The following is a 23,146-nucleotide window of genomic DNA, read 5'->3' as shown; positions in this document are numbered from 1 at the left end:
GCCGTTCACCCAAATCCGTTTCCCGCCCTCCGCGGACCCCCACCGCACCGCCGCGCCCCCGGTACGACTATTGCCCTCCTCCACGCCCCGCGCCCACCTCCGTCCTAGGCTCGACTCACTCTGCGTGATCTTGCGAAGGTCCCTCCCCTCCCCTCCCCGTCCGTCCCACCACAGCCCCGCCTCAGAACCCAGCCCCCGAACCGAGCCCCCCGGAACTGAGCCTCTGGAGCACGATGCCCGACAGCCGGCCCCGGCCACCCCACTTGTCGTCGTCCTCGGGAGACACGGCCGCCCTGTTGCTGTGCGGGGCGCGCCTGACCGACGGCCGGACCGTGGACGTACGGCTGAGCGGCGGCCGTATCGAGGCCGTGGGCACGGCGGGCAGCCTGGCCGGGGCGCGGGGCGCCGGAACCCGGGTCGACCTGAAGGGATATCTGCTCCTCCCGGCGCCCGCCGACCCGCACACGCACGCCGACACCGCGCTGTCCGCGGACGCCGGCCCGGTCTCGTACGACCCGCGGAACGTCCAGCGCCGGGCCACCGAGGCGGCACTGCTGCACCTCGGGCACGGGGCCACCGCGGTGCGCGCGCATGTGCGCCTGGGCGAGGTGCAGGGGCTGGGCGCGCTGACCGCCGTTCTGCGGGCACGCCGGTCGCTGCGGGGCCTCATCGACCTGACGACGGTGGCGATGCCGAGGGTCCTGACGGGCGTGGCGGGGGCCGACGGGCTCGCGATGCTGCGGGACGCGCTGAAGATGGGCGCCTGCGCGGTGGGCGGCTGTCCGGATCTGGACCCCGATCCGACCGGATACGTGGAGGCTGTCCTGGAGGTCGCCGCCGAGCACGGCCGTCCCGTCGATCTGCACACCGACGCCGCCGACCCGGCGCGTCTGGCCCGGCTCGCCGCGATGGCCGGCGGGCTGCGTCCCGGCGTGACGGTCGGCCCGTGCGGCGGCCTGGCCCGGCTGCCCGAGACGGCCGCCGGACGCACGGCGGACCGGCTGGCCGCCGCCGGAGTGACCGTGGTGTGCCTGCCGCAGGGCGGCTGCGGGGGCGTTCAGGAGCGCGGAGCGGCTCCCGTACGGTTGCTGCGCGCCGCGGGCGTGCGCGTTGCCGCCGGCAGCGGCGCCCTGCGCGACGTGTCCAACCCGGTCGGCCGCGGCGACCCGCTGGAGGCGGCGTACTTGCTGGCCTCCCGTGAAGGGCTGAGCCCCGAGGACGCGTACGACACGGTCAGCGCCTCGGCCCGCGCGGCGCTGGGCCTGCCCGAGGTGCGCGTGGAGGCGGGCTTCCCGGCGGAACTCCTGGCCGTGCGCGGCGACGGGCTGGCGGGGGCGTTGTCCCTGGCGTACAGCCGGATCGTGGTGCACGGGGCGCGGGTGGTGGCGCGGACGAGCGCGGTGCGGGAGTACTGCGACTCTGCCGCGGCGGCGGAGCTGGGACTGCCGCGGCAGGGGCGGGGCGAGGTGTCGTAGGCGGAAGCGCCACCCCCTCGCCGGTCACCGGCTGCGACCGTTGCGGCGTCCGACGCACGGTCCGCGACAGGCCTGGCACAGGGTTCGGGACAGGCGTACGGCACACGGTCCGGGACAGGCGTACGGTCGGAGGCATGCGCATTGTCATCGCTGGTGGTCACGGACAGATCGCTCTCCGGCTGGAACGGCTGCTCTCGGCGCGGGGCGACGAGGTGGCCGGCGTCATCCGGCGCGCCGAGCAGGGCGACGATCTGCGGGAGGCGGGCGCCGAACCGGTCGTCCTGGACCTGGAGTCGGCCACGGTCGAGGAGGTCGCCGAGCGGTTGCGCGGCGCGGACGCGGCGGTGTTCGCCGCCGGCGCCGGGCCCGGCAGCGGGGTCGACCGCAAGGCCACGGTGGACAAGGGCGCGGCGGTGCTGTTCGCGGACGCGGCCGTCCGGGCCGGCGTACGGCGCTTCCTGATCGTGTCGTCCATGGGCGCGGACCCGGACCACGAGGGCGACGAGGTCTTCGACGCCTACCTGCGCGCCAAGGGCGAGGCGGACGCCCACGTACGCGGCCTGGACGGCCTGGACTGGACGATCCTGCGCCCGGGGATGCTGACGAACGACGCCGGCACGGGCCTGGTCCGGCTGGAGGCCCGCACCGGCCGCGGCCCGGTCCCGCGCGACGACGTGGCAGCCGTGCTCGCCGAACTGCTGGAGACGCCGGCGACGGCGGGGCTGGTGCTGGAGCTGGTCTCCGGTTCGACACCGGTGTCGGTGGCGGTGAAGTCGGTGGCGGGCAACTGAGCGACCAGACTTCAGAACAGGGGCAGCTGCCCCGGGAAGTCCGGTACGACGTACCCGTCCAGGGACGGCTGGGCCGCGCCGAGCTGTGCATGCCGCCGCGACCCCGGGCACGAGACGAGCTGCCCGCTGTCCCTCGCACCGGGCGGATCGTGCCGCGCGAACCGCCCCGCGACGACGGCGATCTCACGACGGCACTCGGGGCAGACCCTGCGGCGTGCGGAACCGGAACCGGATGACATGCCGCCAGTGTGCCCTGTCCCACTGACAGCGACGGTCGGACGGACTCCTGGGCTTTTGGGCTCTCTGGGCCCTCGGGATGCCCTCACTGGGTGCGACGGCCGACCAGACAGGACCGGGCACAGGATGTCGGGTCCGGCGCCACCCCCGCCGCCTAGCGTGACGGGCGTCAAGCGGAAGGAGACGGGGCGTGCTGGACGGGCTCAACCAGGCCATGGAGCAGATCGAGCGGAACCTCGATCAGCCCATCGACGTGGCGGAACTCGCGCGCATCGCGGCGACGTCGGAGTACCACCTGCGCCGGATGTTCTCCGCGCTCGCGGGGATGCCGCTGTCGGAGTACATCCGGCGCCGGCGGCTCACCCTCGCGGGCGCGGAGGTCCTCGCGGCGCGGGAGACGCTGCTGGAGATCGCGGTGCGCTACGGCTTTGGCTCCGGTGAGGCGTTCGCACGGGCGTTCCGTGCCATGCACGGCGTCGGCCCGGGCGAGGCACGCCGCACCGGCGCCACGCTCAGCTCACAGCCCCGGATGGCCTTCCGCCTCGTCGTCGAAGGGAGTACCGCCATGCGTCACCGCGTCGTGGACAAGCCGGCTTTCCAGGTCGTCGGGCTCAAGGCCCGGGTACCGCTAATTCATTCGGGCCCGAATCGGGCGATCATCGACTTCGTCCGCGGCATCGGCCCGCAGACGCTGGAGCGCCTGGAGAGCCTGTCGGACCAGGAGCCCCAGGGGATCGTCGCGGTCTGCGACGACTTGGACCCCAGCCGTGCCGAGGGCACGGAACTCGACTACTACCAGGCGGTGATCACCTCTGCCCCCGCTCCCGAGGGCATGTCCGCTCTGGACGTCCCGGCCGGGGCCTGGGCAGTGTTCACCACTTCCGGCCCGGCCCCGCAGGCCATCCAGGAACTGTGGCGCGATGTGTTCACCCAGTGGTTCCCTTCCAACCCGTACCGCAGCCGCCCCGGCCCCGAAATCCTCCGCACCAGCCTCTCAACGGACGGCACGGAGGCCGACGCGGAACTGTGGCTGCCGGTGGAAGAGGTCCGGGGAGGGACCGACGGCTGAGGCCGGGACCGAAAGGCGGAGGCCGAAGGCTGAGCGGCTGGGGGCAACCGACCCGCTGACGGGCCGATTGGCCGGGAAGCTGTAGGTCACTGAAAGGCGCGCATGCCAAAGGGCCCGTGACCTACTTTGCAGCAGGTCACGGGCCCTTTGTTCTCCCGTGTGGCGGCGCCAGGATTCGAACCTGGGAAGGCTGAGCCGGCAGATTTACAGTCTGCTCCCTTTGGCCGCTCGGGCACACCGCCGGGGGTTGCTGCCGTTCGAACCGCTTTTCGGCGGTGCTCTCCGGCAACGACGTAAACAATACCCGATGCTCGGGGGTGCTCCGCCACCGGATTGATCGGCGCTCGGAGGCCGGTGGGTGGCTAGGCTTGTCCGGATGCGGTCCGGAACCCTGACGGGCCCGGCCACCGCCTCGCGTACGCCGCTACGCGCCCGATCCGCCCCCCGATACAAGGAGCCACAGCACATGGCCGACGCCAGTTTCGACATCGTCTCCAAGGTCGAGCGGCAGGAGGTCGACAACGCCCTCAACCAGGCCGCCAAGGAGATCTCGCAGCGCTACGACTTCAAGGGCGTGGGCGCCTCGATCTCGTGGTCCGGCGACAAGATCCTTATGGAGGCGAACTCCGAGGACCGCGTGAAGGCCGTCCTCGACGTCTTCCAGTCCAAGCTGGTCAAGCGGGGCATCTCGCTGAAGGCCCTGGACGCGGGCGAGCCCCAGCTCTCGGGCAAGGAGTACAAGATCTTCGCCTCGATCGAGGAGGGCATCTCCCAGGAGAACGCCAAGAAGGTGGCGAAGATCATTCGCGACGAGGGCCCCAAGGGCGTGAAGGCCCAGGTACAGGGTGACGAACTGCGCGTCAGCTCCAAGAGCCGTGATGACCTGCAGGCCGTGATCGCCCTGCTCAAGGGCAAGGAATTCGACTTCGCACTGCAGTTTGTGAACTACCGGTAGTCAGGGAGGAAGGGTGGGCCCTCGCGCCCGCCCTTCTCGCGGGACTTCCCATGAGGTGGCGGGGCTTCCGAGCGGGCTGCCGGGGCCGCCCTCGCGCTGCCGCGGGGCTGTGGGTTGGGATGCTGGTGAGTTGCATGAAGTCCTTCCCGCTGTCACGGCTGTCGCGGCTGGCGTGAGTCGGTGTGGGCCGGTGGCAGATGCGTACCGGGGCGGGTTCTCCCACGTCGGGGGTTCGCGCTGTGTTCCACTGCCCTTGGGTGCGGCTGCATCCGGTGCTTGCCGCCCTCAGTAGGGTGCGGCCATGACACAGTCCGGCTCCGAACTGCGCCGCACCCTGGGCGTGAGCGACGCCGTCCTCATCGGTCTCGGCTCCATGATCGGCGCCGGCATCTTCGCCGCCCTCGCGCCCGCCGCCCGCGCCGCCGGTTCCGGGCTGCTGCTCGGACTGGCCGTGGCCGCCGTGGTCGCCTATTGCAACGCCATGTCGTCGGCACGGCTCGCGGCCCGCTATCCGGCTTCCGGCGGGACGTACGTGTACGGGCGCGAGCGGCTCGGGGTGTTCTGGGGATACCTCGCGGGCTGGGCGTTCGTGGTCGGCAAGACGGCCTCCTGTGCGGCGATGGCGCTCACTGTGGGCGCGTACGTCTGGCCGGACCAGGCGCACGCGGTGGCGGTCGGGGCCGTGGTGGCGCTCACCGCGGTGAATTACGGCGGCGTCCAGAAATCCGCCTGGCTGACCCGGGCGATCGTGGCGGTGGTCCTGGCCGTCCTCGCTTCCGTGGTGGTCGTGTGCCTGGGATCCGGGGAGTCCGACGCCGGACGTCTCGACATCGGGGCCTCGGGTGGGCCGGGGGGCGTACTTCAGGCGGCGGGCCTGCTGTTCTTCGCGTTCGCCGGGTACGCGCGCATCGCGACCCTCGGCGAGGAGGTGCGGGATCCCGCACGCACCATTCCCCGCGCGATCCCGACCGCTCTCGGCATCGCGCTCGCGGTCTATGCGTTCGTGGCTGTCGCCGTCCTTTCCGTGCTCGGGTCCGAAGCGCTCGGGCAGGCCACGGCTCCGCTGGCCGACGCGGTCCGTGCGGCCGGCGTGCCGGGGCTCGTGCCGGTGGTGCGGTTCGGGGCGGCCGTGGCCGCGCTGGGTTCTCTCCTCGCACTGATCCTGGGTGTCTCCCGTACCACGCTGGCCATGGCACGGGACCGTCACCTGCCGGGTGCGCTGGCTGCGGTGCATCCGCGTTTCCAGGTCCCGCACCGGGCGGAACTGGCCGTCGGCGTGGTGGTCGCCGTGCTCGCCGCCACGGTGGACGTGCGCGGCGCGATCGGTTTCTCCTCCTTCGGTGTGCTCGCCTATTACGCCGTCGCCAACGCATCGGCCTGGACTCTCGACACGGCTCCGGCGGCGCGCGCGGTTCCGGCGGTGGGGCTGCTCGGATGCGTGGTGCTGGCGTTCTCGCTGCCTACGGCTTCGGTGGCCGTGGGAGCGGGGGTGCTGGCGGTGGGTGTCCTGGCGTTCGGAGTGCGGCGGTGGGCGGCCGGTAGGCAGGCGGATACGTAGGCAGGCCGGTATGTGCCCTACGTGCCGGTAGGCGGACAGATGGGGAGGCCGTGCGGCAGGGAGCCGAGCCGCCTCGAGACCTGGTCGGACGGCGTCCGTCAGACGGCTTCGCCGGCCGGCGGAGCCGCCGTGCGTATGCGGAAGTCCGACCAGGGCGCCATCTCCATGCCCTCGTTGACCTGCTCGTACCAGCCGTCGCCGTCGAGCCAGGCGCGCAGCCAGGCGGTGAGGCTGGGGGCGTCCACGTACCAGGCGTGGCCGGCCTCGTCCGCGTTCGGCTCGAAGAGCAGGACGGGGGCGTCGGGGACCAGGCAGTCCACGCAGGCGTACATGGCACAGCCCCAGTGGGATATCGGCAGCACGCCTTCGGGCCAGGGCCAGTCGGGGTCTTTGCGGCCGCTCTCCCGGTTGGCGAGGTACTGCACGACGGCGGCCGGCTCGCCCGCGGGCGGGTTGTCGAGCAGGGGCAGCAGACCGTACTCCGGGCCGAACCCGCCGTCCCCTATCCGCAGGTACAACTCGGCGAGCAGCGGGGGAAGGCGGAAGCCGAGGGCCGCCTCGGCCCGGGCCGGGGCGTCGGCGTCCACGGGTGCGGGCAGGGAAGTCCAGCCCCACGGGCGGGTGTTACGGGCCTTGGCCTCCACCCTGGTCAGCAACTGCTCGTTCTCGGTCATGGGTTCATGATGCAGCGCGCCACTGACAATCGTGCGGGCCTGTGGACAACTCTGCGGCTGTGGAAAACATTGCGGGCGTGGACGTCTCCGTGGACCCGTCCGCCTTCTCGGGAATGTACGGCTCCGCGGGGATGGACGGCGATGCAGGGGTAAACGGCGATGCAGGGTGGACGGCTCCGCGGATCCGGTACGTCGCGGACGCGTCCTTCCCCCCGACGCCTGCCTCTCGCCGCCGCCCCTTCCCCTGCACCGCCCCCTGCTCTGCCCCGGCTTCCGCCTCTACCAGCGCCAGGCGAGCAGTTGGTCGGTGGGGACGATGTCGCGGCCCAGCGGCACCAGCGAGACCGGGACCAGCTTGAAGTGGGCGATGCCGAACGGGATGCCGATGATCGTGACGCACAGGGCGATGCCGGTGACGATGTGGGTGAGTGCCAGCCACCAGCCCGCGAGGATCAGCCACAGGACGTTCCCCACCAGCGAGGGCGCGCCGGCGTCGCGGCGCTCGACCGTAGTGCGGCCGAAAGGCCAGAGGGCATAGGCGCCGATGCGGAAAGCGGCGATGCCGAACGGGATGCCGATGACCGTGATGCACAGCAGCAGGCCCGCGAGCACATAGCCGAGGAACAGCCAGAGGCCGCTGACCACGAGCCAGATGACGTTGAGGATGGTCTTCATCGGTGGCCTGCCATCTGTTCGAGGCGGGCGATGCGCTCCGCCATCGGCGGGTGGGTCGAGAACATCTTGGACATGCCCTGGCCGGGCCGGAACGGGTTGGCGATCATCATGTGGCTCGCGGTCTCGATCCGGGGCTCGGGAGGCAGCGGAAGCTGTTTGGTGCCCGCCTCCAGCTTGCGCAGGGCGCTGGCGAGGGCGAGCGGGTCGCCGGTGAGCTGGGCGCCCGAGGCGTCGGCCTCGTACTCGCGGGAGCGGCTGACGGCCAGCTGGATGAGGGTGGCCGCGAGCGGGCCGAGGATCATGATCATCAGCATGCCGAGGAGGCCCGGGCCGTCGTCGTCGTCCGAACGGCCGATGGGGATGAGCCAGGCGAAATTGACCAGGAACATGATCACGGAGGCGAGGGCGCCGGCGACGGACGAGATCAGGATGTCGCGGTTGTAGACATGGCTCAGTTCGTGGCCGATGACGCCGCGCAGCTCACGCTCGTCGAGCAGGCGCAGGATGCCCTCGGTGCAGCACACTGCGGCGTTGCGCGGGTTGCGGCCGGTGGCGAAGGCGTTGGGTGCCTCGGTCGGTGAGATGTACAGGCGGGGCATGGGCTGGCGGGCCTGCGTGGAGAGGTCCCGGACCATGCGGTAGAGCCCCGGGGCCTCGAACTCGCTGACCGGGCGGGCCCGCATCGCGCGCAGGGCGAGCTTGTCACTGTTCCAGTACGCGTACGCGTTCGTGCCAAGGGCGATCAGCACCGCGACGACGAGCCCCGTTCGGCCGAAGAAGCCGCCGATGACGATGATGAGTGCGGACAGTCCCCCGAGGAGTACTGCGGTCCTGAGCCCGTTGTGCCGGCGGTGCACGGTACGCCCTCCAAGTGGTGCGGCAGGGGAACCCTTTTTGCTTGCTGATCTCACATCCCACCGGTGTCGTGGTGACACGTCCAGTGGACCCTCCCCTTGTGGTCAACGCCAGGCGGGAGGCACTAGTTCCCTTGTGCGCGCGGGGGCGCGGCTGGGCCGTCCGGGTGAAGGCGCCGGGAGCGTCCCGGCAGCGGGTCCCGGCACCGGCCCGCGGACTGGCTGGCTAGCGGGTGTCTCCCCCTGACCCCGGGGAGGGCGTCCTGCCGCGTTCCTAGAAGAGCGCGGTGTCGGCGAAGCGCAGCGCAAGCTGCGGTGCGCCGGACAGGCCGACGGCCAGTACGGCGGTAAGGGCGATGGCTGCCGTCAGCGGCGCGGGGAGCGCGTGCTTCGCGGGTTCTCCCTCGGGGGCGCGGAACAGCAACGCCGTCCACTGGAGGTAGTAGTACAGCGCGATCACCACGTTGACCGCCATGACGACGGCCAGCCAGCCGAGGCCGGCGTCGACGGCCGCGGAGAAGACGGTGACCTTGGCGAACAGGCCGATGATGCCGGGCGGGAGTCCGGCGAGGCAGAGCAGGAAGAAGGCCAGGAGCAGCGCCGTGACGGGGTTGGTGGCGTACAGGCCGCGGTAGTCGTCGACGCGGTTGAGGGTCCGCGTACGGCCCACCAAGGCGGCCACGGCGAAGGCTCCGAGGTTCACCGCGGCGTAGATGAGCGCATAGGCGAGCGTGGATCCGATGGACCGCTCGGCGTCGTCGGAGTACCCCGCGGCGGCGATCGGGACCAGAAGGTAGCCGGCCTGGCCGACGGAGGACCAGGCAAGCAGGCGTACCGCGCTGTACGCGCGCGTGCCCTGCTGGCGCAGGGCGCCGACGTTGCCGACGGTCATGGTGAGGGCCGCCAGGGCGGCGAGGGCCGGGCCCCATACGTCGGCGTACGACGGAAGGGCGACGACAGTGACGAGGATGAGGCCGGAGAAGCCGACGGCCTTGCCGATGACCGAGAGATAGGCGGCGATCGGCAGCGGCGCTCCCACGTAGGTGTCGGGCACCCAGAAGTGGAAGGGCACGGCGGCCGTCTTGAAGGCAAAGCCGATGAGGGTGAGGACGACTCCGGTCTGGGCGAGGGTGTGGAGCTGTCCGTCCACGTTCTGGATGCGGTCGGCGACCTGGGTGAGGTACAGGGTGCCCGTGGAGGCGTAGACGAAGCTGATGCCCATGAGGCTGACGGCGGTCGCGGTGACCGACGACAGGAAGAACTTCAGGGCCGCCTCCGCGGACTTGCGGTCGCCGTGTCGCAGGCCCACGAGGGCGAAGGCGGGCAGGGAGGCGACTTCCAGGGCGACGATGAGGGTGGCGAGGTCGCGGGAGGCGGGCAGGAGGGCGGCGCCGGCCGCGGAGGCCAGCAGCAGGAACCAGAACTCGCCCTCGGGCAGCCCTCCGCGCGCGTCCTTCAGTGCGGTGACGGACAGCAGGGCGGCGAGGAGCGCGCCGCCGAGGACGAGGAACTGGATGACGAGGGTGAAGCGGTCGGCGGTGTAGCTGCACACGCCCGGGTCGCCGGTCAGGCAGAAGGTGGAGCGGTCGCCGTCCAGGAGCGGCAGCAGCATCAGCGCGGAGGCTGCGAGGCCGGCTACGGACAGCCATCCGAGGAGTGGTTTCCTCGCGTCCTCGAGGAAGAGGTCGGCGACGAGCACGGCGAGGGCGACCAGGGCGGCGATGGTGGGCGGCGCGACGGCGAGCCAGTCGACGGACTGGACCAGGGACTGGGCGACCGGCTGGGCGGCGAGGGTGCTCATCGGGTGCCTCCTGCGAGGAGCTGCTGCACGGCCGGGTCGGACAGGCCGAGGAGGGTCTTGGGCCACAGTCCGGCGACGACGGTGAGGGCGACGAGCGGAGTCCAGGCCACGTACTCGTACGTGTGTACGTCCGCGAGTCGCGGCGCGTCCTGCGGTACGGCGCCCATGCAGACGCGGCGGACCACGACGAGCAGGTAGGCGGCGGTGAGCAGGGTGCCGAACGCCGCGATCGCCATGAAGGTGAGGAAGGCGGGGCGGCTGAGGCCCTCGGCGGGTCGGAAGGCTCCGAACAGCGCGAGCATCTCGCCCCAGAATCCGGCGAGGCCCGGCAGGCCGAGGGAGGCGACCGCGCCGAAGACGAGCAGCCCGCCGAAGCGCGGGGCCCGGCCGTAGAGCGCGGCGCCGGTCCGGTCGGCGAGGGTGTCGAGGTCGGTGGTTCCGGTGCGGTCCTTCAGGGCGCCGACCAGGAAGAACAGCAGGCCGGTGATCAGGCCGTGGGCGATGTTGGCGAAGAGGGCGCCGTTGACTCCGGTCGGGGTCATGGTGGCGATGCCGAGCAGCACGAAACCCATGTGGCCGACGGAGGAGTAGGCGATGAGCCGCTTCAGATCGCCCTGCGCACCGCGCTTGGCGAGGGCGAGGCAGGCCAGGGATCCGTAGATGATCCCGACGACGGCGAAGGCGGCGAGGTAGGGCGCGAAGGTGCGGAATCCGTCCGGCGTGACCGGCAGCAGAATACGGACGAACCCGTACGTTCCCATCTTCAGCAGCACACCGGCCAGCAGTACCGAGCCGATGGTCGGCGCCGCGGTGTGGGCGTCGGGCAGCCAGCTGTGCAGCGGCCACATCGGGGTCTTGACCGCGAGCCCGATCCCGATCGCCAAAACGGCGATGACCTGCACGGACGTGGTCAGCGACCGGCCGTTGTCAGTGGCGAGTGCCATCATGTCGAACGTGCCTGCCTCGAGTCCGATCAGGAGCAGGCCGAGCAGCATGACGACCGAACCGAGCAGTGTGTAGAGGATGAACTTCCAGGCGGCCCGGGTCCGTCCCTCGCCACCCCAGCGGGCGATGAGGAAGTACATCGGGATGAGCACCATCTCGAAGGCGAGGAAGAACAGCAGCAGGTCGAGGACGGCGAAGGTGGCGAGAGTGCCGGCCTCCAGGACGAGCAGCAGCGGTACGAAGGCCTTCGGGGACGGGCCCGAGGGCATCTTGAAGTAGGAGTACAGCGCGCAGAGGAAGGTCAGCAGCGCGGTAAGGACCAGAAGGGGGAGGGAAATGCCGTCGACGCCGAGGTGGATCCGCACGTCGAGTGCGGGGATCCAGCTGATGTCCGTACTGGCCTGCATCTTCGACGGCTGGTCGTGGTCGAAGCCGAGCGCGAGGGCGATCGCCGCGGCCAGGACCGCGCCGGTCACGGTCACGCCATGGCGGAGCACGGCCTGTTCCGGGGACTTCCCCTTCAGCCCGGGCGGGGCCGGCAGGAGAGCGGCGGCGGCCCCGAGAAGCGGGCCGACCACGACGAACGCCAGAAGGAACTGCATCACGGACTCGCTGATATCGATCACGCCTGCTCACGCTCCCGTGGCGACGAGGACGGCGGCGACGGCCAGGACGACGGTGCCGGCGAGCAGCGCGCTCACATAGGTCTGCACGTTGCCGGTCTGGGCGCGCCGTACGGCGGCTCCCAGCCAGCGGGGTAGCGTCCCGGCGCCACGTACGTAGGTGTCGACGACCTCGCGGTCGAGGAACCGGACGAGCACGGCCGCGGCCCGCACCGGGCGGACGAACAGCGCCGAGTACACGGCGTCCAGGTGGAAGCCGGCGGCGGCGTGGCGGTGCAGCGGGCCCAGGATCAGGCGCCCGGGGTCCGCCGGGTCGGGGGCCTCGGCGATGTCGCCGTACGCGGGGGTGTGACTGGCGATGGCCTCGGCCTCGACCTGAGCGGCGTCGCCCTCCGGGTGGGCGGCGACCGCGCCGAGGGGGGCCTGTGCCGCGAAGGCGGTGGTGTGCCGCCAGGCCGCGTAGACGACGATGCCGCCGACCAGCGCCAGGCCCGTGCCGAGCACGGAGGTGGTGAGGGTCGGGGTGAGGTCGTCGCCGCCGAACCAGCCGGGCAGGGAGTTGTACGCCAAACCGCCGAGGGCGAGGGACGGGGCCGCGAGCACCCACAGCACCACGGTCATGGCGAGGGGCTGCCTGCCGTGGTCGGGGGCCTCGGTTCCCCGGCCGCGGAAGGCTAGCAGCCACAGGCGCATCGCGTACGCCGCGGTGAGCAGCGCGGTGACCAGTCCCGCGACGAGGACGATCCAGCCCGCCGTGGCGGGGGCGTGCTCGGTGTGGCCGGTGGTGACGTGCTCGGCGGCGCCGAGGACGGACTCCTTGGAGAAGAAGCCGCTGAACGGCGGGATCGCGGCGAGCGCGAGGAGCGCCACGGTCATCGTCCAGTAGGCGTCGGGGACGCGGTCGTGCAGGCCCTTCATCCGGGACGTGGCGGCCAGCGAGTTGGTGCCGGCGGCATGAATGATCACACCCGCGGCGAGGAACAGCAGCGCCTTGAAGGCGCCGTGCGACAGGAGGTGGAAGACGGCGGCCCCGCGGTCGCCGACGGCCAGGGCGCCGGTCATGTAGCCGAGCTGGCCGATCGTCGAGTAGGCGAGGACGCGCTTGATGTCGTCCTGGGCGAGCGCGGCGAGGCCCGAACCGGCCATGGTGACGGCGGCCATCACGGCGAGGACGGTCATCGCGGCCTGGGATGCCTGGAACAGCGGGAGGAGACGGGCGATGAAGTAGACGCCGGCGGCGACCATCGTCGCGGCGTGGATCAGCGCGGAGACCGGTGTGGGGCCCGCCATGGCGTCGGGGAGCCAGGTGTGCAGCGGGAACTGCGCCGACTTGCCCGCCACGCCGGCGAGGAGGAGCAGGGCGATCAGCGTCGGGTGGTCGAGGCCGCCGTTCGCGACGGCGGCGAGCACCCGGGTGATGCGGAACGACCCGGCGTCGTCGGCCAGCGCGAACAGGCCGATCAGGAAGGGGACGTCGCCGAGCTTGGTGACCAGGAAGGCCTTGAGGGAGGCGGCGCGTGCTTCCGGCGTCTCCCAGTAGTGGCCGACGAGGAAATAGGAGCAGATGCCCATGACTTCCCAGCCGACCAGCAGCACCATCAGGTCGCCCGAGTAGACGACGAGGAGCATCGCGGAGGTGAACAGGGAAACGAGCGCGGCGTAGGAGGGGTAGCGCGGGTCGTCGCGCAGATAGCCGGTCGAGTAGATCTGCACGCAAGTGGCGACGAACGCGACCAGTACGGCGACGAGGGCGGCGAAGCCGTCGATGTGCAGGGCGAGTTCGATCGGGACGGATCCGGTGGGCGTCAGCTCGGCGGCGGCGTCCACGGGCTCGTCGCCACCCTGGCGCACGGCGACGACGACGGCGAGCGCGAGTGCGGTCAGCGTCGGCAGGACGGCGAGCGGGCGGACGAATCCGGGTGCCGTTCGGCCCAGGAGCAGGCCGGCGACCGCGCCCAGGAACGGAAGGAGAGGTACGAGGACGGCGAGGGTGGTCGTGGTCACGCGGTGGCCTCAGCCTTCTCGGCGGCCGGCTCGGCCACGAGGGCTTCGGCGCCGTCGGGGCCGTCGGTCTCGCGGCCCTCGGCGGTGTCGCGGAGCTTGTCGATGTCCGCGGTGCCTCGGTTGCGGTGGACGGCGAGGACGATCGCCAGGCCGATGCCGATCTCGGCGGCGGCGATGGCGATGGTGAACAGGGTCAGGGCCTGCCCGGAGTGCAGGGTCTCCTCGGCGGCCCGGCTGAGCCAGACGTCGAAGGCGACGAGATTGAGGTTGACGGCGTTGAGCATCAGCTCGACCGACATCAGGACCAGGATCGCGTTGCGGCGGGCGAGGACGCCGTACAGGCCGGTGCAGAAGAGGAGGGCCGACAGGACGGCGGGATAGGCGAGGTGCATCAGCGGGCGCCGCCCTTCTCGCTGCGGATGCCGGGGGCGGGTGCGCGGGAGTCGGGCGCGCCCGGAGTGGGTGTGTCCTGCGTGGGCGGGACCGCCTTGGCCTTGCGGGACAGGACGATCGCGCCGACCAGGGCGGCGAGGAGGAGGACGGAGAGGGCCTCGAAGGGGAGGACCCAGTTCTGGAAGAGTGCCTTGCCGGTGACGTCGGTGGTTCCGGCGGGGGCGCCGTCCAGGTCGATCCAGGTCGTGCGGAAGGCATCGACGACGACCCACACCAGGGCCGCGGCCGAGGCGAGGGCCACGGCGAGGGCGGCCCAGCGGTTGCCGGAGTCCGCGTCCGGGGAGCGGCCGATGGGGGCCCTGGTCAGCATCAGCCCGAACAGGAGGAGGACGACGACGGAACCGACGTAGATCAGGACCTGTACCCAGGCGATGAACTCGGCGGTGAGCAGGAGGTACTCGACGGCGAGGCCGCCGAGGGTGACGACGAGCCACAGGGCGGCGTGCACCAGCTGGCGGGTGGTGACGGTGACGACCGCCGCGCCGAGGGTGACCAGGCCGACGAGGAGGAAGGCGATCTCGACGCCGGTCGGGGAGAGGAAGCCGTGGCCCTCGGCCGCCAGGCCGCCGGCGGCGTTGACGACGGAGGCGGATACGGATGCGGCTGCGAGGGTCATCCCTGGCCCTCCTGTCGGGGCTTGTCCGTCTCCTGTCGTGGGCCGCCCGCCTCCTGGGACGGCCGGCCCCTCTCCTGGGTCGGCTGGTCCGACTGTTGCCGGGACTCGCCCATCGGCCGGGTGGGCTGCTCGGCGGCGCGGGCCTGCTCGTCGGCGTGGGGTGTGGTGGAGGAGAGGTCGGCCGGGGCGGCAGGGGTGGCGACGGCAGGAGTGGTTTCCTGCTGGGCGGCCAGTTTCTCGGCCGTCTTGCGGGCCGCGGCGATCTCCTTCGGTTCCTCCGCGCCGGGGTCGAGGGCCGGCGGGGCAGGGACGGTCCACATCCACTCGCGGAGCTTGTCCCGCTCGTGGGTGAGGTCGCGGATGTCGGTCTCGGCGTACTCGAACTCGGGCGACCAGAAGAGGGCGTCGAAAGGACAGACCTCGATGCAGATACCGCAGTACATGCACAGGGAGAAGTCGATGGCGAACCGGTCGAGGACGTTGCGGCTGCGCTCCCGGCCACCGGGGGCCGCCGCCGGGATCGTCTCCTTGTGGGAGTCGATGTAGATGCACCAGTCCGGGCACTCGCGGGCGCACAGCATGCAGACCGTGCAGTTCTCCTCGAACAGCCCGATGACACCGCGGGTGCGGGGCGGCAGGTCGGGCTGGACCTCCGGGTACTGCTCGGTGACGGTCTTCCTCGTCATCGTGCGCAGGGTGACGGCCAGGCCCTTGGCCAGGCCGGAGCCGGGAATGGGGGGCATGGTTACGCGATCACCACCTTGACGATGCCGGTGAGGGCGATCTGGGCGAGGGAGAGGGGGACGAGGAGGGTCCAGGAGAACTTCTGGAGCTGGTCCTCGCGCAGGCGCGGGTAGGTGACGCGCAGCCAGATCACGACGAAGGCGAGGACGGCCGTCTTCAGCAGGGTCCACACCCAGCCGAGCCCGTCGGCGCCCCACGGCCCGTGCCAGCCGCCCAGGAAGAGGACGGTGGTCAGGCCGCACAGGACGACGATCCCGGCGTACTCGGCGAGGAGGAACAGGGCGAAGCGCAGGCCGGTGTACTCGGTGTAGGCACCGAAGATGATCTCCGAGTCGGCGACCGGCATGTCGAACGGGGGTCGCTGGAGTTCGGCCAGGCCCGCCACGAAGAACACGATCGCGCCGACGATCTGCCAGGGCAGCCACCACCACTCGAACGCGTCGAGGATGCCGGGGAGGGAGACGGTGCCGGCCGCCATGGCGACGGAGGCGGCGGCCAGCAGCATGGGGAGTTCGTAGGCGAGAAGCTGGGCGGCGGTGCGCAGGCCGCCGAGCAGGGAGAACTTGTTGGCGGAGGCCCAGCCGGCCATGAGCGAGCCGAGCACGCCGACGCCCATCACCGCGAGCACGAAGAAGACGCCCGCGTCGACGACCACGCCGACGGCGCCTTCTCCGGGGCCGATCGGGATGGCGAGGAGGACGAGGAGGTACGGCAGGAGGGCGACGGCGGGGGCGAGCTGGAAGATCCGGCGGTCCGCGCCCGCGGGGACGACGTCCTCCTTCTGCACGAACTTCACGCCGTCCGCGACGAGCTGGGCCCAGCCGTGGAAGCCGCCGGCGTACATCGGGCCGAGGCGGCCCTGCATGTGGGCCATCACCTTGTGCTCGGTCTGGCCGATGAGCAGGGGGAAGGTGAGGAAGACGACGAAGACGATCAGGAGTCGCAGGATGACGTCGAGAGCGTCGTTCACTGCCGGCCTCCTTCCGGGTCTTCGGGGTGTGCGGGCCGCGAGCGGTGTTCGGTGCGTCCCGGTTGTTGGGGCCGTCGCGATTGCTCGGGCCGAGGTGCCTGCTCGGGCTGCGAGGACGGTTCGGGCTGCTCCTGGGGCCGGACGCCCTCCGCCTTCGGGCCGGGCTCGGGCTTCGCCGCGGGCTCGGCTTGGGCCGCACGCTCGGGCCGGACGGCAGGCTCCGGCTGGAAGCCAGGATCGGCCTCGGCCTTGACTCCGGGCTCGGGCTTCACCGCGGGCTCGGGCTTCACCGCGGGCTCGGCCTGGGCCGCGGGCTCGGCCTCGGCTCCGGGCTCGGGCTCCTCGAACGCCGGGCGGGCGTGGTGCCAGGGGGCATCCGGACTGCGCGGGGCTGCCGAGGCCTTCGGCTGCGCGGAGGGCGGAGTCTGGGCGCGCTGGGAAGCCGAGCCCTGGGAGGCGCTTCGGGCGCGGCGCGGACCGGCGGGGGCGGTCGAGGGTGCCGAGGGCGTCGGCTCCCCGGTCGCCGGTGCCTCCGAGGACTGCGTGCTCTCCACCCGCTGGGACGCCGAGCCCTCGCTCACGCTCCGGGCGCGGCGCGGACCGGCGGGGACGCCGGTCCGCGGGGCCGTCTCGCCGGCCGCGGGGGCACCCGGCGCGGGAGGTGCCGCATCCGTGGTCGGGGCCGTCTGGCTTGCCGAGCCCTCCGACGCCGTTCGGGCGCGGCGTACGGGGCGGTCGCCCGCGGCTCGCGGGGTGCGGGCCGGGCGGGCGGGGGCCGGGGGGAGCTGACCCTTCAGGGGGCCCCACTCGTTCGGGTCGGGGACGCCAGGTGGCAGCATCTGGCGTCGCTTGGGGCCGCCGTGCTCCGACTCACCGGGTTCCTTCGCGCCGGGCCATGCCTTCGCGACGCGCGCCGCCAGGACGAAGTCCTTGCGCAGCGGGTGGCCCTCGAAGGTCTCCGGAAGGAGGAGGTGGTCCAGGCCGGGGTGGCCCTCGAAGGTGACGCCGAACATTTCGTGGGTCTCGCGCTCGTGCCAGGCAGCGCCCGCGTAAACGCCGACGGCCGAGGCGAGGGCGGGCGCGGAGTGCGGGACCGTCGTGCGCAGCATCAGCCGGCGCACCGGCGACAGGGCGACGACATGGGCCGAGACGCGGAAGCCGGTGCCCGGTTCGTCGACGGCGCTGAGCCAGTCGAAGTAGGTGCAGCCCAGTTCGTCGCGGGCGGTGCGCAGGGCGGCCGTCCAGGCGGCGGGGGGCACGTCGACCGTGAGGACCTCGTACGACTCCTCGGCGGTGGCGTCCGCGCCGAAAAGGTCCTCGGCGGGAGCGGGAAGCCAGCCGGCCGTTCCCGTGCCGGCGTCGCCGCTCATCGGGCCTCTCCCGCACCGGCGCCGCTGCCGCCGGGCGCCGGCGGCTGGACCAGGCCGCTCTGCAGGGCCGCCGTGGAGGGCCGGGGCGCGGTGACGCCGTAGCGCTCGCCGAGCGACTCGCGGGCGATCTTCTCCTGGAGCTTGAGGATGCCCTGGAGCAGCGCCTCGGGCCGGGGCGGGCAGCCCGGGACGTAGACGTCGACGGGGATGATCTGGTCGACGCCCTTGGTGACGGAGTACGAGTCCCAGTACGGGCCGCCGCAGTTGGAGCACGCGCCGAAGGAGATCACGTACTTCGGCTCGGGCATCTGCTCGTAGAGCCGCTTCACGGCGGGCGCCATCTTGTCGGTGACCGTGCCGGAGACGACCATCAGGTCGGCCTGGCGGGGTCCCGGCGCGAACGGGATGACTCCGAGGCGGATGAAGTCGTGGCGGGCCATCGACGCGGCGATGAACTCGATGGCGCAGCAGGCCAGGCCGAAGTTGAAGACCCAGAGCGAGTAGCGGCGGCCCCAGTTGAGGACGACCTTCATCGGCTCGGGGGCGAGGCGCGCGAGGGCGCCGAGACGCTTCGGCTCGGGGAGCGACACAGGAGTGGGCGTCACGTCCATGCCAGAACTCCCTTCTTGTAGGCGTACAGCAGGCCCACGGCGAGGAAGCCGAGGAAGATGAACATCTCCACGAGGGTCGTCGCGCCGTAGCCGGGGGCGGCGAAGACCGTGGCCCAGGGGAACAGGAAGATCGAGTCGACGGCGAAGATGACGTAGAGGAAGGCATAGACGTAGTAGCGGACCTGGGTGTGGGCCCAGCCCTCGCCGACGGGGTCGACGCCGCACTCGTACGTCAGCAGTTTCTCCGGGGTGGGGACGACGGGGCGCAGCAGCCGGCCCGCGCCGAAGGCGACGGCGACGAACAGCACGCCGATCGCGGCGAGCAGTCCGACGACGGAGTAGGACTGAAAGTAGTCGGCCGCGACGGCGACCATCGGTTCGGCGCTCGGTTCCCGCACGTCAGCCCCTCGCTCCCTGACCTCGACCCATGACCGTGTTACGCACGGGAGTCTAGGGCCTGCTAAAGGGACGGTAAGCAGCCCGTCACGCCTTGAGATGCCGGGGTGGGGTTTTCCTCAGTCCGGACCTGGCGGTCCACCTCATGGCGTGGCGGCGCGCCACCCGGCACGCTAGCCCATGTGACCGATTATTTCCCGTCCCCGGGCGCCACGGCAGCCGACCCCGATCACGCCCGCAAACGCGACGGTACTCCTGACGACGGCCTTCCGGGCCGAGCCGCAGACGCACGCGACGGTTCGAACGCCGCACGCCACGGCTCGGACGCGCGCCACGACGCGAACTCCGGTGTGGACACCGACTCCGCCAAGGACGAAGAAGTCCGCGGCCACCGTCCGCCGCCACCGCGTTTCGCCTACGACGCGCACACGTGGAAGGAGATCGTCCATCTCCTGACGAACCTGCCGATGGCTCTGCTGGGCTTCGTCTACGTGGCGACGGTGCTGTTCACCAGCGCCTTCCTGACCGTCACGGTGATCGGCTTCCCGCTGCTCGCCCTCGGTCTGATGGGCGCGCGGCTGCTGGGCCGGCTGGAGCGGGGGCGGGCGAGGGCGTTGCTCGGGGTGCGGGTGGACGAGCCGAGCCGACTGCCGTTGCGCGGGGCGGGCGGATTCCTGCCGCGTATATGGATGATGCTGAAGGACCCCGTGGGCTGGCGGACCATGCTCTACGACTTCATGCGGCTGCCCTGGGGCATCCTCACCTTCACCATCACGCTGACGTCGCTGTTCGTGCTGTGGCCGGTGCTGCCGTTCGTGGCGCGCGGACTGGCCAACGCCGACCGGGCGATGGTGCGGGGTCTGCTGTCGCCCTCGGACGAACTGGAGCGGCGGATCGCGGAGCTCGAGTCGGACCGGGGGGTCGTGGTGGACACGGCCGCCGCCGACCTGCGCCGTATCGAGCGGGACCTGCACGACGGGGCGCAGGCCCGGCTGGTCAATCTGGCGATGGGGCTGGGCCTGGCCAAGGAGAAGCTGCTGGAGGATCCCGACCAGGCGGCGGTGATGGTCGCGGAGGCGCACGGCGAGGTGAAGCTGGCGCTGCAGGAGCTGCGTGATCTGGCCCGCGGGATCCATCCGGCGGTGCTCACCGACCGGGGCCTGGACGCGGCGCTCTCCGCGGTCGCCTCGCGCTGCACGGTGCCGGTGAAGGTGACGGTCGACCTGGACGTCCGGCCGGCCGAGGCCATCGAGGGCATCGCCTACTTCACCGTCTCCGAGCTGCTGCAGAACGTCAGCAAGCACAGCGGGGCGAGATCCGCGTCCGTGGACGTGTGGCGTACCGAGGAACGGCTTCTCATACAGGTCGGCGACGACGGGCGCGGCGGCGCTCGGCTCGACGGAGGCACGGGGATACGCGGGCTGGCCGACCGGCTGGACGCGGTGGACGGGCTGCTCGTGGTCGAGTCGCCGGAGGGCGGGCCGACGCTCATCACGGCCGAACTGCCGTGGCGCGACCGGCCGGAGCAGTAGGGCTCCTCGGGCGGAGGTAGGGAAAACCCCCCGCCCAAGAGGGAGACGTGCTCCATGGTCCGCGCATCCGCCGTCGGCGAGGGTGGAGATACGACGCGACGAGCAGAAACGGGGCGAGCCGATGGCCACGGAGTACGGGGACTACCGGGACTATGAGGAGTACGGACGGTACGAGGAGCACCGGACGTACGGGAAGTACGGGAGCGGGTCCGCGTACGGGCGCCGCGGCGGGCGCCGGTGGAGGCTGCCGGCCGCGTTGCGGGCGCCGGTGGAGGCGCGCAGCTGGGCGGAGCTGGCGTATGTACTGCTCGGTCTGCCGATCGGCATCCTGCTGTTCACGTACGCGGTCATGATGGTCTCGATAGGCGCGGGGCTGCTGGTGACGTTTCTCGGCGTTCCGGTGCTGGCGGCGGGTCTGGCGGGGTGCCGGGGGCTGGGTGCGATGGAGCGGGCGCGGGCCCGGGCGCTGCTCGACCTCGACGTGGAGGCTCCGGAGCCGGTGCGGGTGCGGGGCCGGGGGCTGATGCCGTGGATGGGGGCGGTCCTCAAGAGCGGCACGTCGTGGCGTCAGCTGCTGTACATGGTGCTGCAGTTCCCGTGGGCGGTGTTCTCCTTCGCCGTCGCGGTGGGCTTCTGGGCGTGCGGCTGGACGATGCTGACGTATCCGCTGTGGTTCTGGCTGTTCCCGGCCTACGCCGGCCAGGACGGGCTGCAGTTGTACGGTGACGAGACGCATCGGGTGTACCTCGACAACCCGTTCGAGATCGCGGTGACGGCGTCCGTGGGACTGCTGATCACGCTGGCCACGCCGTGGATCGTGCGGGCACTGACGCTGGTGGACCGGGTGCTGGTGCACGGGCTGCTGGGTCCCTCACGGCTGGCGACGCGGGTGGTGGAGTTGGAGTCGGACCGGGGGGTCGTGGTGGACACGGCCGCCGCCGATCTGCGGCGCATCGAGCGGGACCTGCACGACGGGGCTCAGGCCCGGCTGGTGGCGCTGGCGATGGATCTGGGCCTGGCCAAGGAGAAGCTGGCGGAGGATCCGCAGACGGCGGCACGGATGGTGGACGAGGCGCACGGCGAGGTGAAGACGGCGCTGCAGGAGCTGCGGGACCTGGCGCGGGGCATTCACCCGGCAGTGCTGACCGACCGGGGACTGGACGCGGCACTGTCGGCGGTGGCGTCGCGGTGCGCGGTGCCGGTGAGGGTGGAGGTGGACCTGCCGTCGCGGCCGGCGCCGGCCATCGAGGGGATCGCCTACTTCACCGTCTCCGAGCTGCTCCAGAACATCAGCAAGCACGCGCGGGCCACGTCGGCGGCCGTGGACGTCTGGCGGGTGGAGGACCGGCTGATGATCCAGGTGGAGGACGACGGGGTGGGGGGTGCGAACGCGGCACAGGGCTCCGGGCTGGCGGGCCTGACGGAGCGGCTCGACGCGGTGGACGGAATCCTGGTCGTGGATTCCCCGGCGGGCGGCCCCACCCGGATAACGGCGGAGCTGCCCTGGCGGGGCTGAGCCGCAGCCCTGCCCTGGTGCGGCTGGGTCCGTAGCCCTGCCCATGCAGGACCTCCTCGGCCGCGGCCCGCCCTGGCGGGACCATGCCGTAGCCATGGCGCGGGCGGCCTGAGCGTGGCCACGGAGCCCCGACCTGTTGTCCGCCCGTCCACACTTGCCCACTTGTCCACTTGTCCACAGCCTCATCCCCGGGTTATCCACAGCCTGGCTTCCTTCGCCACCGGATGTGCCGAAAGCTGGAATGCTTGGCGCGTCGTACGTGGCGGAGCCGGGTTGTGGGGGATGTGGGTCGTGGAGGACAGGGTACGTGTGGTGATCGCCGAGGACTCGGTGCTGCTCAGGGAAGGGCTCACCCGGTTGCTGACCGACCGCGGGCACGACGTGGTCGCCGGGGTCGGCGACGCGGAGGCGCTGATCAAGACGATCACCGAGCTGGAAGCCGAGGGCCACCTTCCGGACGTGGTGGTGGCCGACGTGCGGATGCCTCCCACCCACACGGACGAAGGCGTCCGGGCCGCCGTACGGCTGCGGAAGACGTATCCGGGACTCGGGGTGCTGGTGCTGTCGCAGTACGTCGAGGAGCGTTACGCCACCGAGCTGCTGGCCGGATCGAGCCGCGGGGTCGGGTATCTGCTGAAGGACCGGGTCGCCGAGGTGCGGGAGTTCGTGGACGCGGTGGTGCGGGTGGCCCAGGGCGGCACCGCCCTCGACCCGGAGGTGGTGGCCCAGCTGCTGGGGCGCAGCCGTAAGCAGGACGTGCTCGCGGGGCTCACGCCGCGGGAGCGGGAGGTGCTGGGGCTGATGGCGGAAGGGCGGACCAACTCGGCGATCGCCAAGCAGCTGGTGGTGAGCGACGGCGCGGTCGAGAAGCACGTCAGCAACATCTTCCTCAAGCTGGGTCTGTCGCCGAGTGAGGGCGACCACCGGCGCGTGCTCGCGGTGCTCACGTATCTCAACTCCTGAAGCGTGCCCCCGCCGGTCGTGTTCATCATGCGAATGACCCGGGGGAGCCGACCCCCGCGGACGTAGGGTTGATCTGGGAGGGCCTACGGAAAGGCCGGTCCCAGACAGCCGCCTCGAAGGAGGACCAGTTCAGTGACGAGCCAGGTCAGTAGTCCAGCGGAGCAGGCCGACGGAACGGTCGTGGGAGAACAGCGCAAAGCGGCCGACGTGAAGGACGTGCGCCGTCTCGACCGGGTGGTCATCAGGTTTGCGGGGGACTCGGGTGACGGGATGCAGTTGACGGGTGACCGTTTCACGTCCCAGACGGCGTCGTT

Annotated in this window: 23 protein-coding genes and 1 tRNA gene; 9 read left to right on the top strand and 15 right to left on the bottom strand. The window is 71.7% G+C overall.

Translation table 11 applies throughout. From position 1 onward, the window contains the following. Positions 1 to 233 precede the first annotated feature (233 nt). Both ACZ6KF_RS06980 and ACZ6KF_RS06975 read left to right on the top strand, forming a co-directional pair. Entirely contained in the window at positions 234 to 1,475 is a 1,242-nt protein-coding gene (locus ACZ6KF_RS06980; protein WP_469237620.1) for an amidohydrolase family protein, read from the top strand. Between the two features lie 134 nt (positions 1,476 to 1,609). After that, positions 1,610 to 2,266, top strand: a complete 657-nt coding sequence (locus ACZ6KF_RS06975; protein ID WP_356627541.1) for an SDR family oxidoreductase — start codon at positions 1,610 to 1,612, stop codon at positions 2,264 to 2,266. A gap of 11 nt (positions 2,267 to 2,277) precedes the next feature. Here the strand turns inward: ACZ6KF_RS06975 and ACZ6KF_RS06970 are convergent, their stop codons facing one another. Then, entirely contained in the window at positions 2,278 to 2,505 is a 228-nt protein-coding gene (locus tag ACZ6KF_RS06970; protein WP_469176277.1) for a hypothetical protein, read from the bottom strand. A 188-nt stretch (positions 2,506 to 2,693) separates the two neighbouring features. Between ACZ6KF_RS06970 and ACZ6KF_RS06965 the strand changes: the two genes are divergently transcribed. Continuing rightward, positions 2,694 to 3,572, top strand: coding sequence for an AraC family transcriptional regulator (locus ACZ6KF_RS06965; RefSeq protein ID WP_469237618.1), 879 nt, complete (start codon positions 2,694 to 2,696; stop codon positions 3,570 to 3,572). A gap of 160 nt (positions 3,573 to 3,732) precedes the next feature. Here ACZ6KF_RS06965 and ACZ6KF_RS06960 read toward each other — a convergent pair. Continuing rightward, a tRNA-Tyr gene (locus ACZ6KF_RS06960) sits at positions 3,733 to 3,814 on the bottom strand. A 224-nt stretch (positions 3,815 to 4,038) separates the two neighbouring features. Between ACZ6KF_RS06960 and ACZ6KF_RS06955 the strand changes: the two genes are divergently transcribed. Together ACZ6KF_RS06955 and ACZ6KF_RS06950 are read left to right on the top strand one after the other, a co-directional pair. After that, positions 4,039 to 4,527, top strand: coding sequence for a YajQ family cyclic di-GMP-binding protein (locus ACZ6KF_RS06955; protein WP_469237615.1), 489 nt, complete (start codon positions 4,039 to 4,041; stop codon positions 4,525 to 4,527). Between the two features lie 301 nt (positions 4,528 to 4,828). After that, a complete protein-coding gene (locus ACZ6KF_RS06950; RefSeq protein WP_469237613.1) occupies positions 4,829 to 6,085 on the top strand; it encodes an APC family permease in 1,257 nt (418 codons plus the stop codon). 98 nt (positions 6,086 to 6,183) lie between these two features. Here the strand turns inward: ACZ6KF_RS06950 and ACZ6KF_RS06945 are convergent, their stop codons facing one another. The 13 genes from ACZ6KF_RS06945 to ACZ6KF_RS06885 all read right to left on the bottom strand — a co-directional run bounded on the left by ACZ6KF_RS06945 (position 6,184) and on the right by ACZ6KF_RS06885 (position 18,799). After that, positions 6,184 to 6,759, bottom strand: coding sequence for an SMI1/KNR4 family protein (locus ACZ6KF_RS06945; RefSeq protein WP_356627547.1), 576 nt, complete (start codon positions 6,757 to 6,759; stop codon positions 6,184 to 6,186). Positions 6,760 to 7,038: 279 nt separating this feature from the next. After that, positions 7,039 to 7,434, bottom strand: coding sequence for a YccF domain-containing protein (locus ACZ6KF_RS06940; RefSeq protein ID WP_469157553.1), 396 nt, complete (start codon positions 7,432 to 7,434; stop codon positions 7,039 to 7,041). Then, complete coding sequence (gene htpX / locus ACZ6KF_RS06935; RefSeq protein WP_469157554.1) at positions 7,431 to 8,291, bottom strand: zinc metalloprotease HtpX; 861 nt, start codon at positions 8,289 to 8,291, stop codon at positions 7,431 to 7,433. Before htpX ends, ACZ6KF_RS06940 begins: the two co-directional genes overlap by 4 nt. A gap of 271 nt (positions 8,292 to 8,562) precedes the next feature. Beyond that, entirely contained in the window at positions 8,563 to 10,089 is a 1,527-nt protein-coding gene (locus ACZ6KF_RS06930; protein WP_469237611.1) for an NADH-quinone oxidoreductase subunit N, read from the bottom strand. Beyond that, complete coding sequence (locus ACZ6KF_RS06925; RefSeq protein WP_469176285.1) at positions 10,086 to 11,660, bottom strand: complex I subunit 4 family protein; 1,575 nt, start codon at positions 11,658 to 11,660, stop codon at positions 10,086 to 10,088. Before ACZ6KF_RS06925 ends, ACZ6KF_RS06930 begins: the two co-directional genes overlap by 4 nt. A 6-nt stretch (positions 11,661 to 11,666) precedes the next feature. Further along, a complete protein-coding gene (locus ACZ6KF_RS06920) occupies positions 11,667 to 13,661 on the bottom strand; it encodes an NADH-quinone oxidoreductase subunit 5 family protein (protein ID WP_469237609.1) in 1,995 nt (664 codons plus the stop codon). Next, positions 13,658 to 14,053 (bottom strand): NADH-quinone oxidoreductase subunit NuoK, encoded by a 396-nt coding sequence (gene nuoK, locus ACZ6KF_RS06915; protein ID WP_356627553.1) that lies wholly within the window; start codon positions 14,051 to 14,053, stop codon positions 13,658 to 13,660. Before nuoK ends, ACZ6KF_RS06920 begins: the two co-directional genes overlap by 4 nt. Further along, positions 14,053 to 14,730, bottom strand: a complete 678-nt coding sequence (locus ACZ6KF_RS06910; protein WP_469176288.1) for an NADH-quinone oxidoreductase subunit J family protein — start codon at positions 14,728 to 14,730, stop codon at positions 14,053 to 14,055. The genes nuoK and ACZ6KF_RS06910 overlap by 1 nt, the downstream gene beginning before the upstream one ends. Continuing rightward, on the bottom strand, positions 14,727 to 15,473 hold the full coding sequence (locus ACZ6KF_RS06905; RefSeq protein WP_469176290.1) for a NuoI/complex I 23 kDa subunit family protein: 747 nt from the start codon (positions 15,471 to 15,473) through the stop codon (positions 14,727 to 14,729). Before ACZ6KF_RS06905 ends, ACZ6KF_RS06910 begins: the two co-directional genes overlap by 4 nt. A gap of 2 nt (positions 15,474 to 15,475) precedes the next feature. Further along, the gene (locus ACZ6KF_RS06900) at positions 15,476 to 16,444 is read right to left on the bottom strand and encodes a complex I subunit 1/NuoH family protein (RefSeq protein ID WP_356627556.1); all 969 of its coding nucleotides are present in this window, start codon (positions 16,442 to 16,444) and stop codon (positions 15,476 to 15,478) included. Next, positions 16,441 to 17,814: an NADH-quinone oxidoreductase subunit C gene (locus tag ACZ6KF_RS06895; RefSeq protein ID WP_469237607.1), complete on the bottom strand. Its 1,374-nt coding sequence runs from the start codon at positions 17,812 to 17,814 to the stop codon at positions 16,441 to 16,443. The genes ACZ6KF_RS06900 and ACZ6KF_RS06895 overlap by 4 nt, the downstream gene beginning before the upstream one ends. Further along, positions 17,811 to 18,425, bottom strand: coding sequence for an NADH-quinone oxidoreductase subunit B (locus tag ACZ6KF_RS06890; protein WP_356627558.1), 615 nt, complete (start codon positions 18,423 to 18,425; stop codon positions 17,811 to 17,813). Before ACZ6KF_RS06890 ends, ACZ6KF_RS06895 begins: the two co-directional genes overlap by 4 nt. Next, positions 18,416 to 18,799, bottom strand: a complete 384-nt coding sequence (locus ACZ6KF_RS06885) for an NADH-quinone oxidoreductase subunit A (RefSeq protein ID WP_356627573.1) — start codon at positions 18,797 to 18,799, stop codon at positions 18,416 to 18,418. The genes ACZ6KF_RS06890 and ACZ6KF_RS06885 overlap by 10 nt, the downstream gene beginning before the upstream one ends. Before the next feature lie 372 nt (positions 18,800 to 19,171). Between ACZ6KF_RS06885 and ACZ6KF_RS06880 the strand changes: the two genes are divergently transcribed. The 4 genes from ACZ6KF_RS06880 to ACZ6KF_RS06865 form a co-directional block, all read left to right on the top strand. Next, complete coding sequence (locus ACZ6KF_RS06880; protein WP_356627574.1) at positions 19,172 to 20,353, top strand: sensor histidine kinase; 1,182 nt, start codon at positions 19,172 to 19,174, stop codon at positions 20,351 to 20,353. A gap of 121 nt (positions 20,354 to 20,474) precedes the next feature. After that, the gene (locus ACZ6KF_RS06875) at positions 20,475 to 21,869 is read left to right on the top strand and encodes a sensor histidine kinase (RefSeq protein ID WP_469176316.1); all 1,395 of its coding nucleotides are present in this window, start codon (positions 20,475 to 20,477) and stop codon (positions 21,867 to 21,869) included. A gap of 282 nt (positions 21,870 to 22,151) precedes the next feature. Next, positions 22,152 to 22,832, top strand: a complete 681-nt coding sequence (locus ACZ6KF_RS06870; RefSeq protein ID WP_356627559.1) for a response regulator transcription factor — start codon at positions 22,152 to 22,154, stop codon at positions 22,830 to 22,832. A gap of 132 nt (positions 22,833 to 22,964) precedes the next feature. Next, positions 22,965 to 23,146, top strand: a 182-nt coding sequence (locus tag ACZ6KF_RS06865) for a hypothetical protein (RefSeq protein ID WP_469176295.1), incomplete at its 3' end; no start/stop codon positions are given.

The organism is Streptomyces sp. NPDC046379 (genome assembly GCF_055587785.1).
Note: the sequence above shows the minus strand (reverse complement) of the source record. Positions and strands in the feature narration are given on the sequence as shown.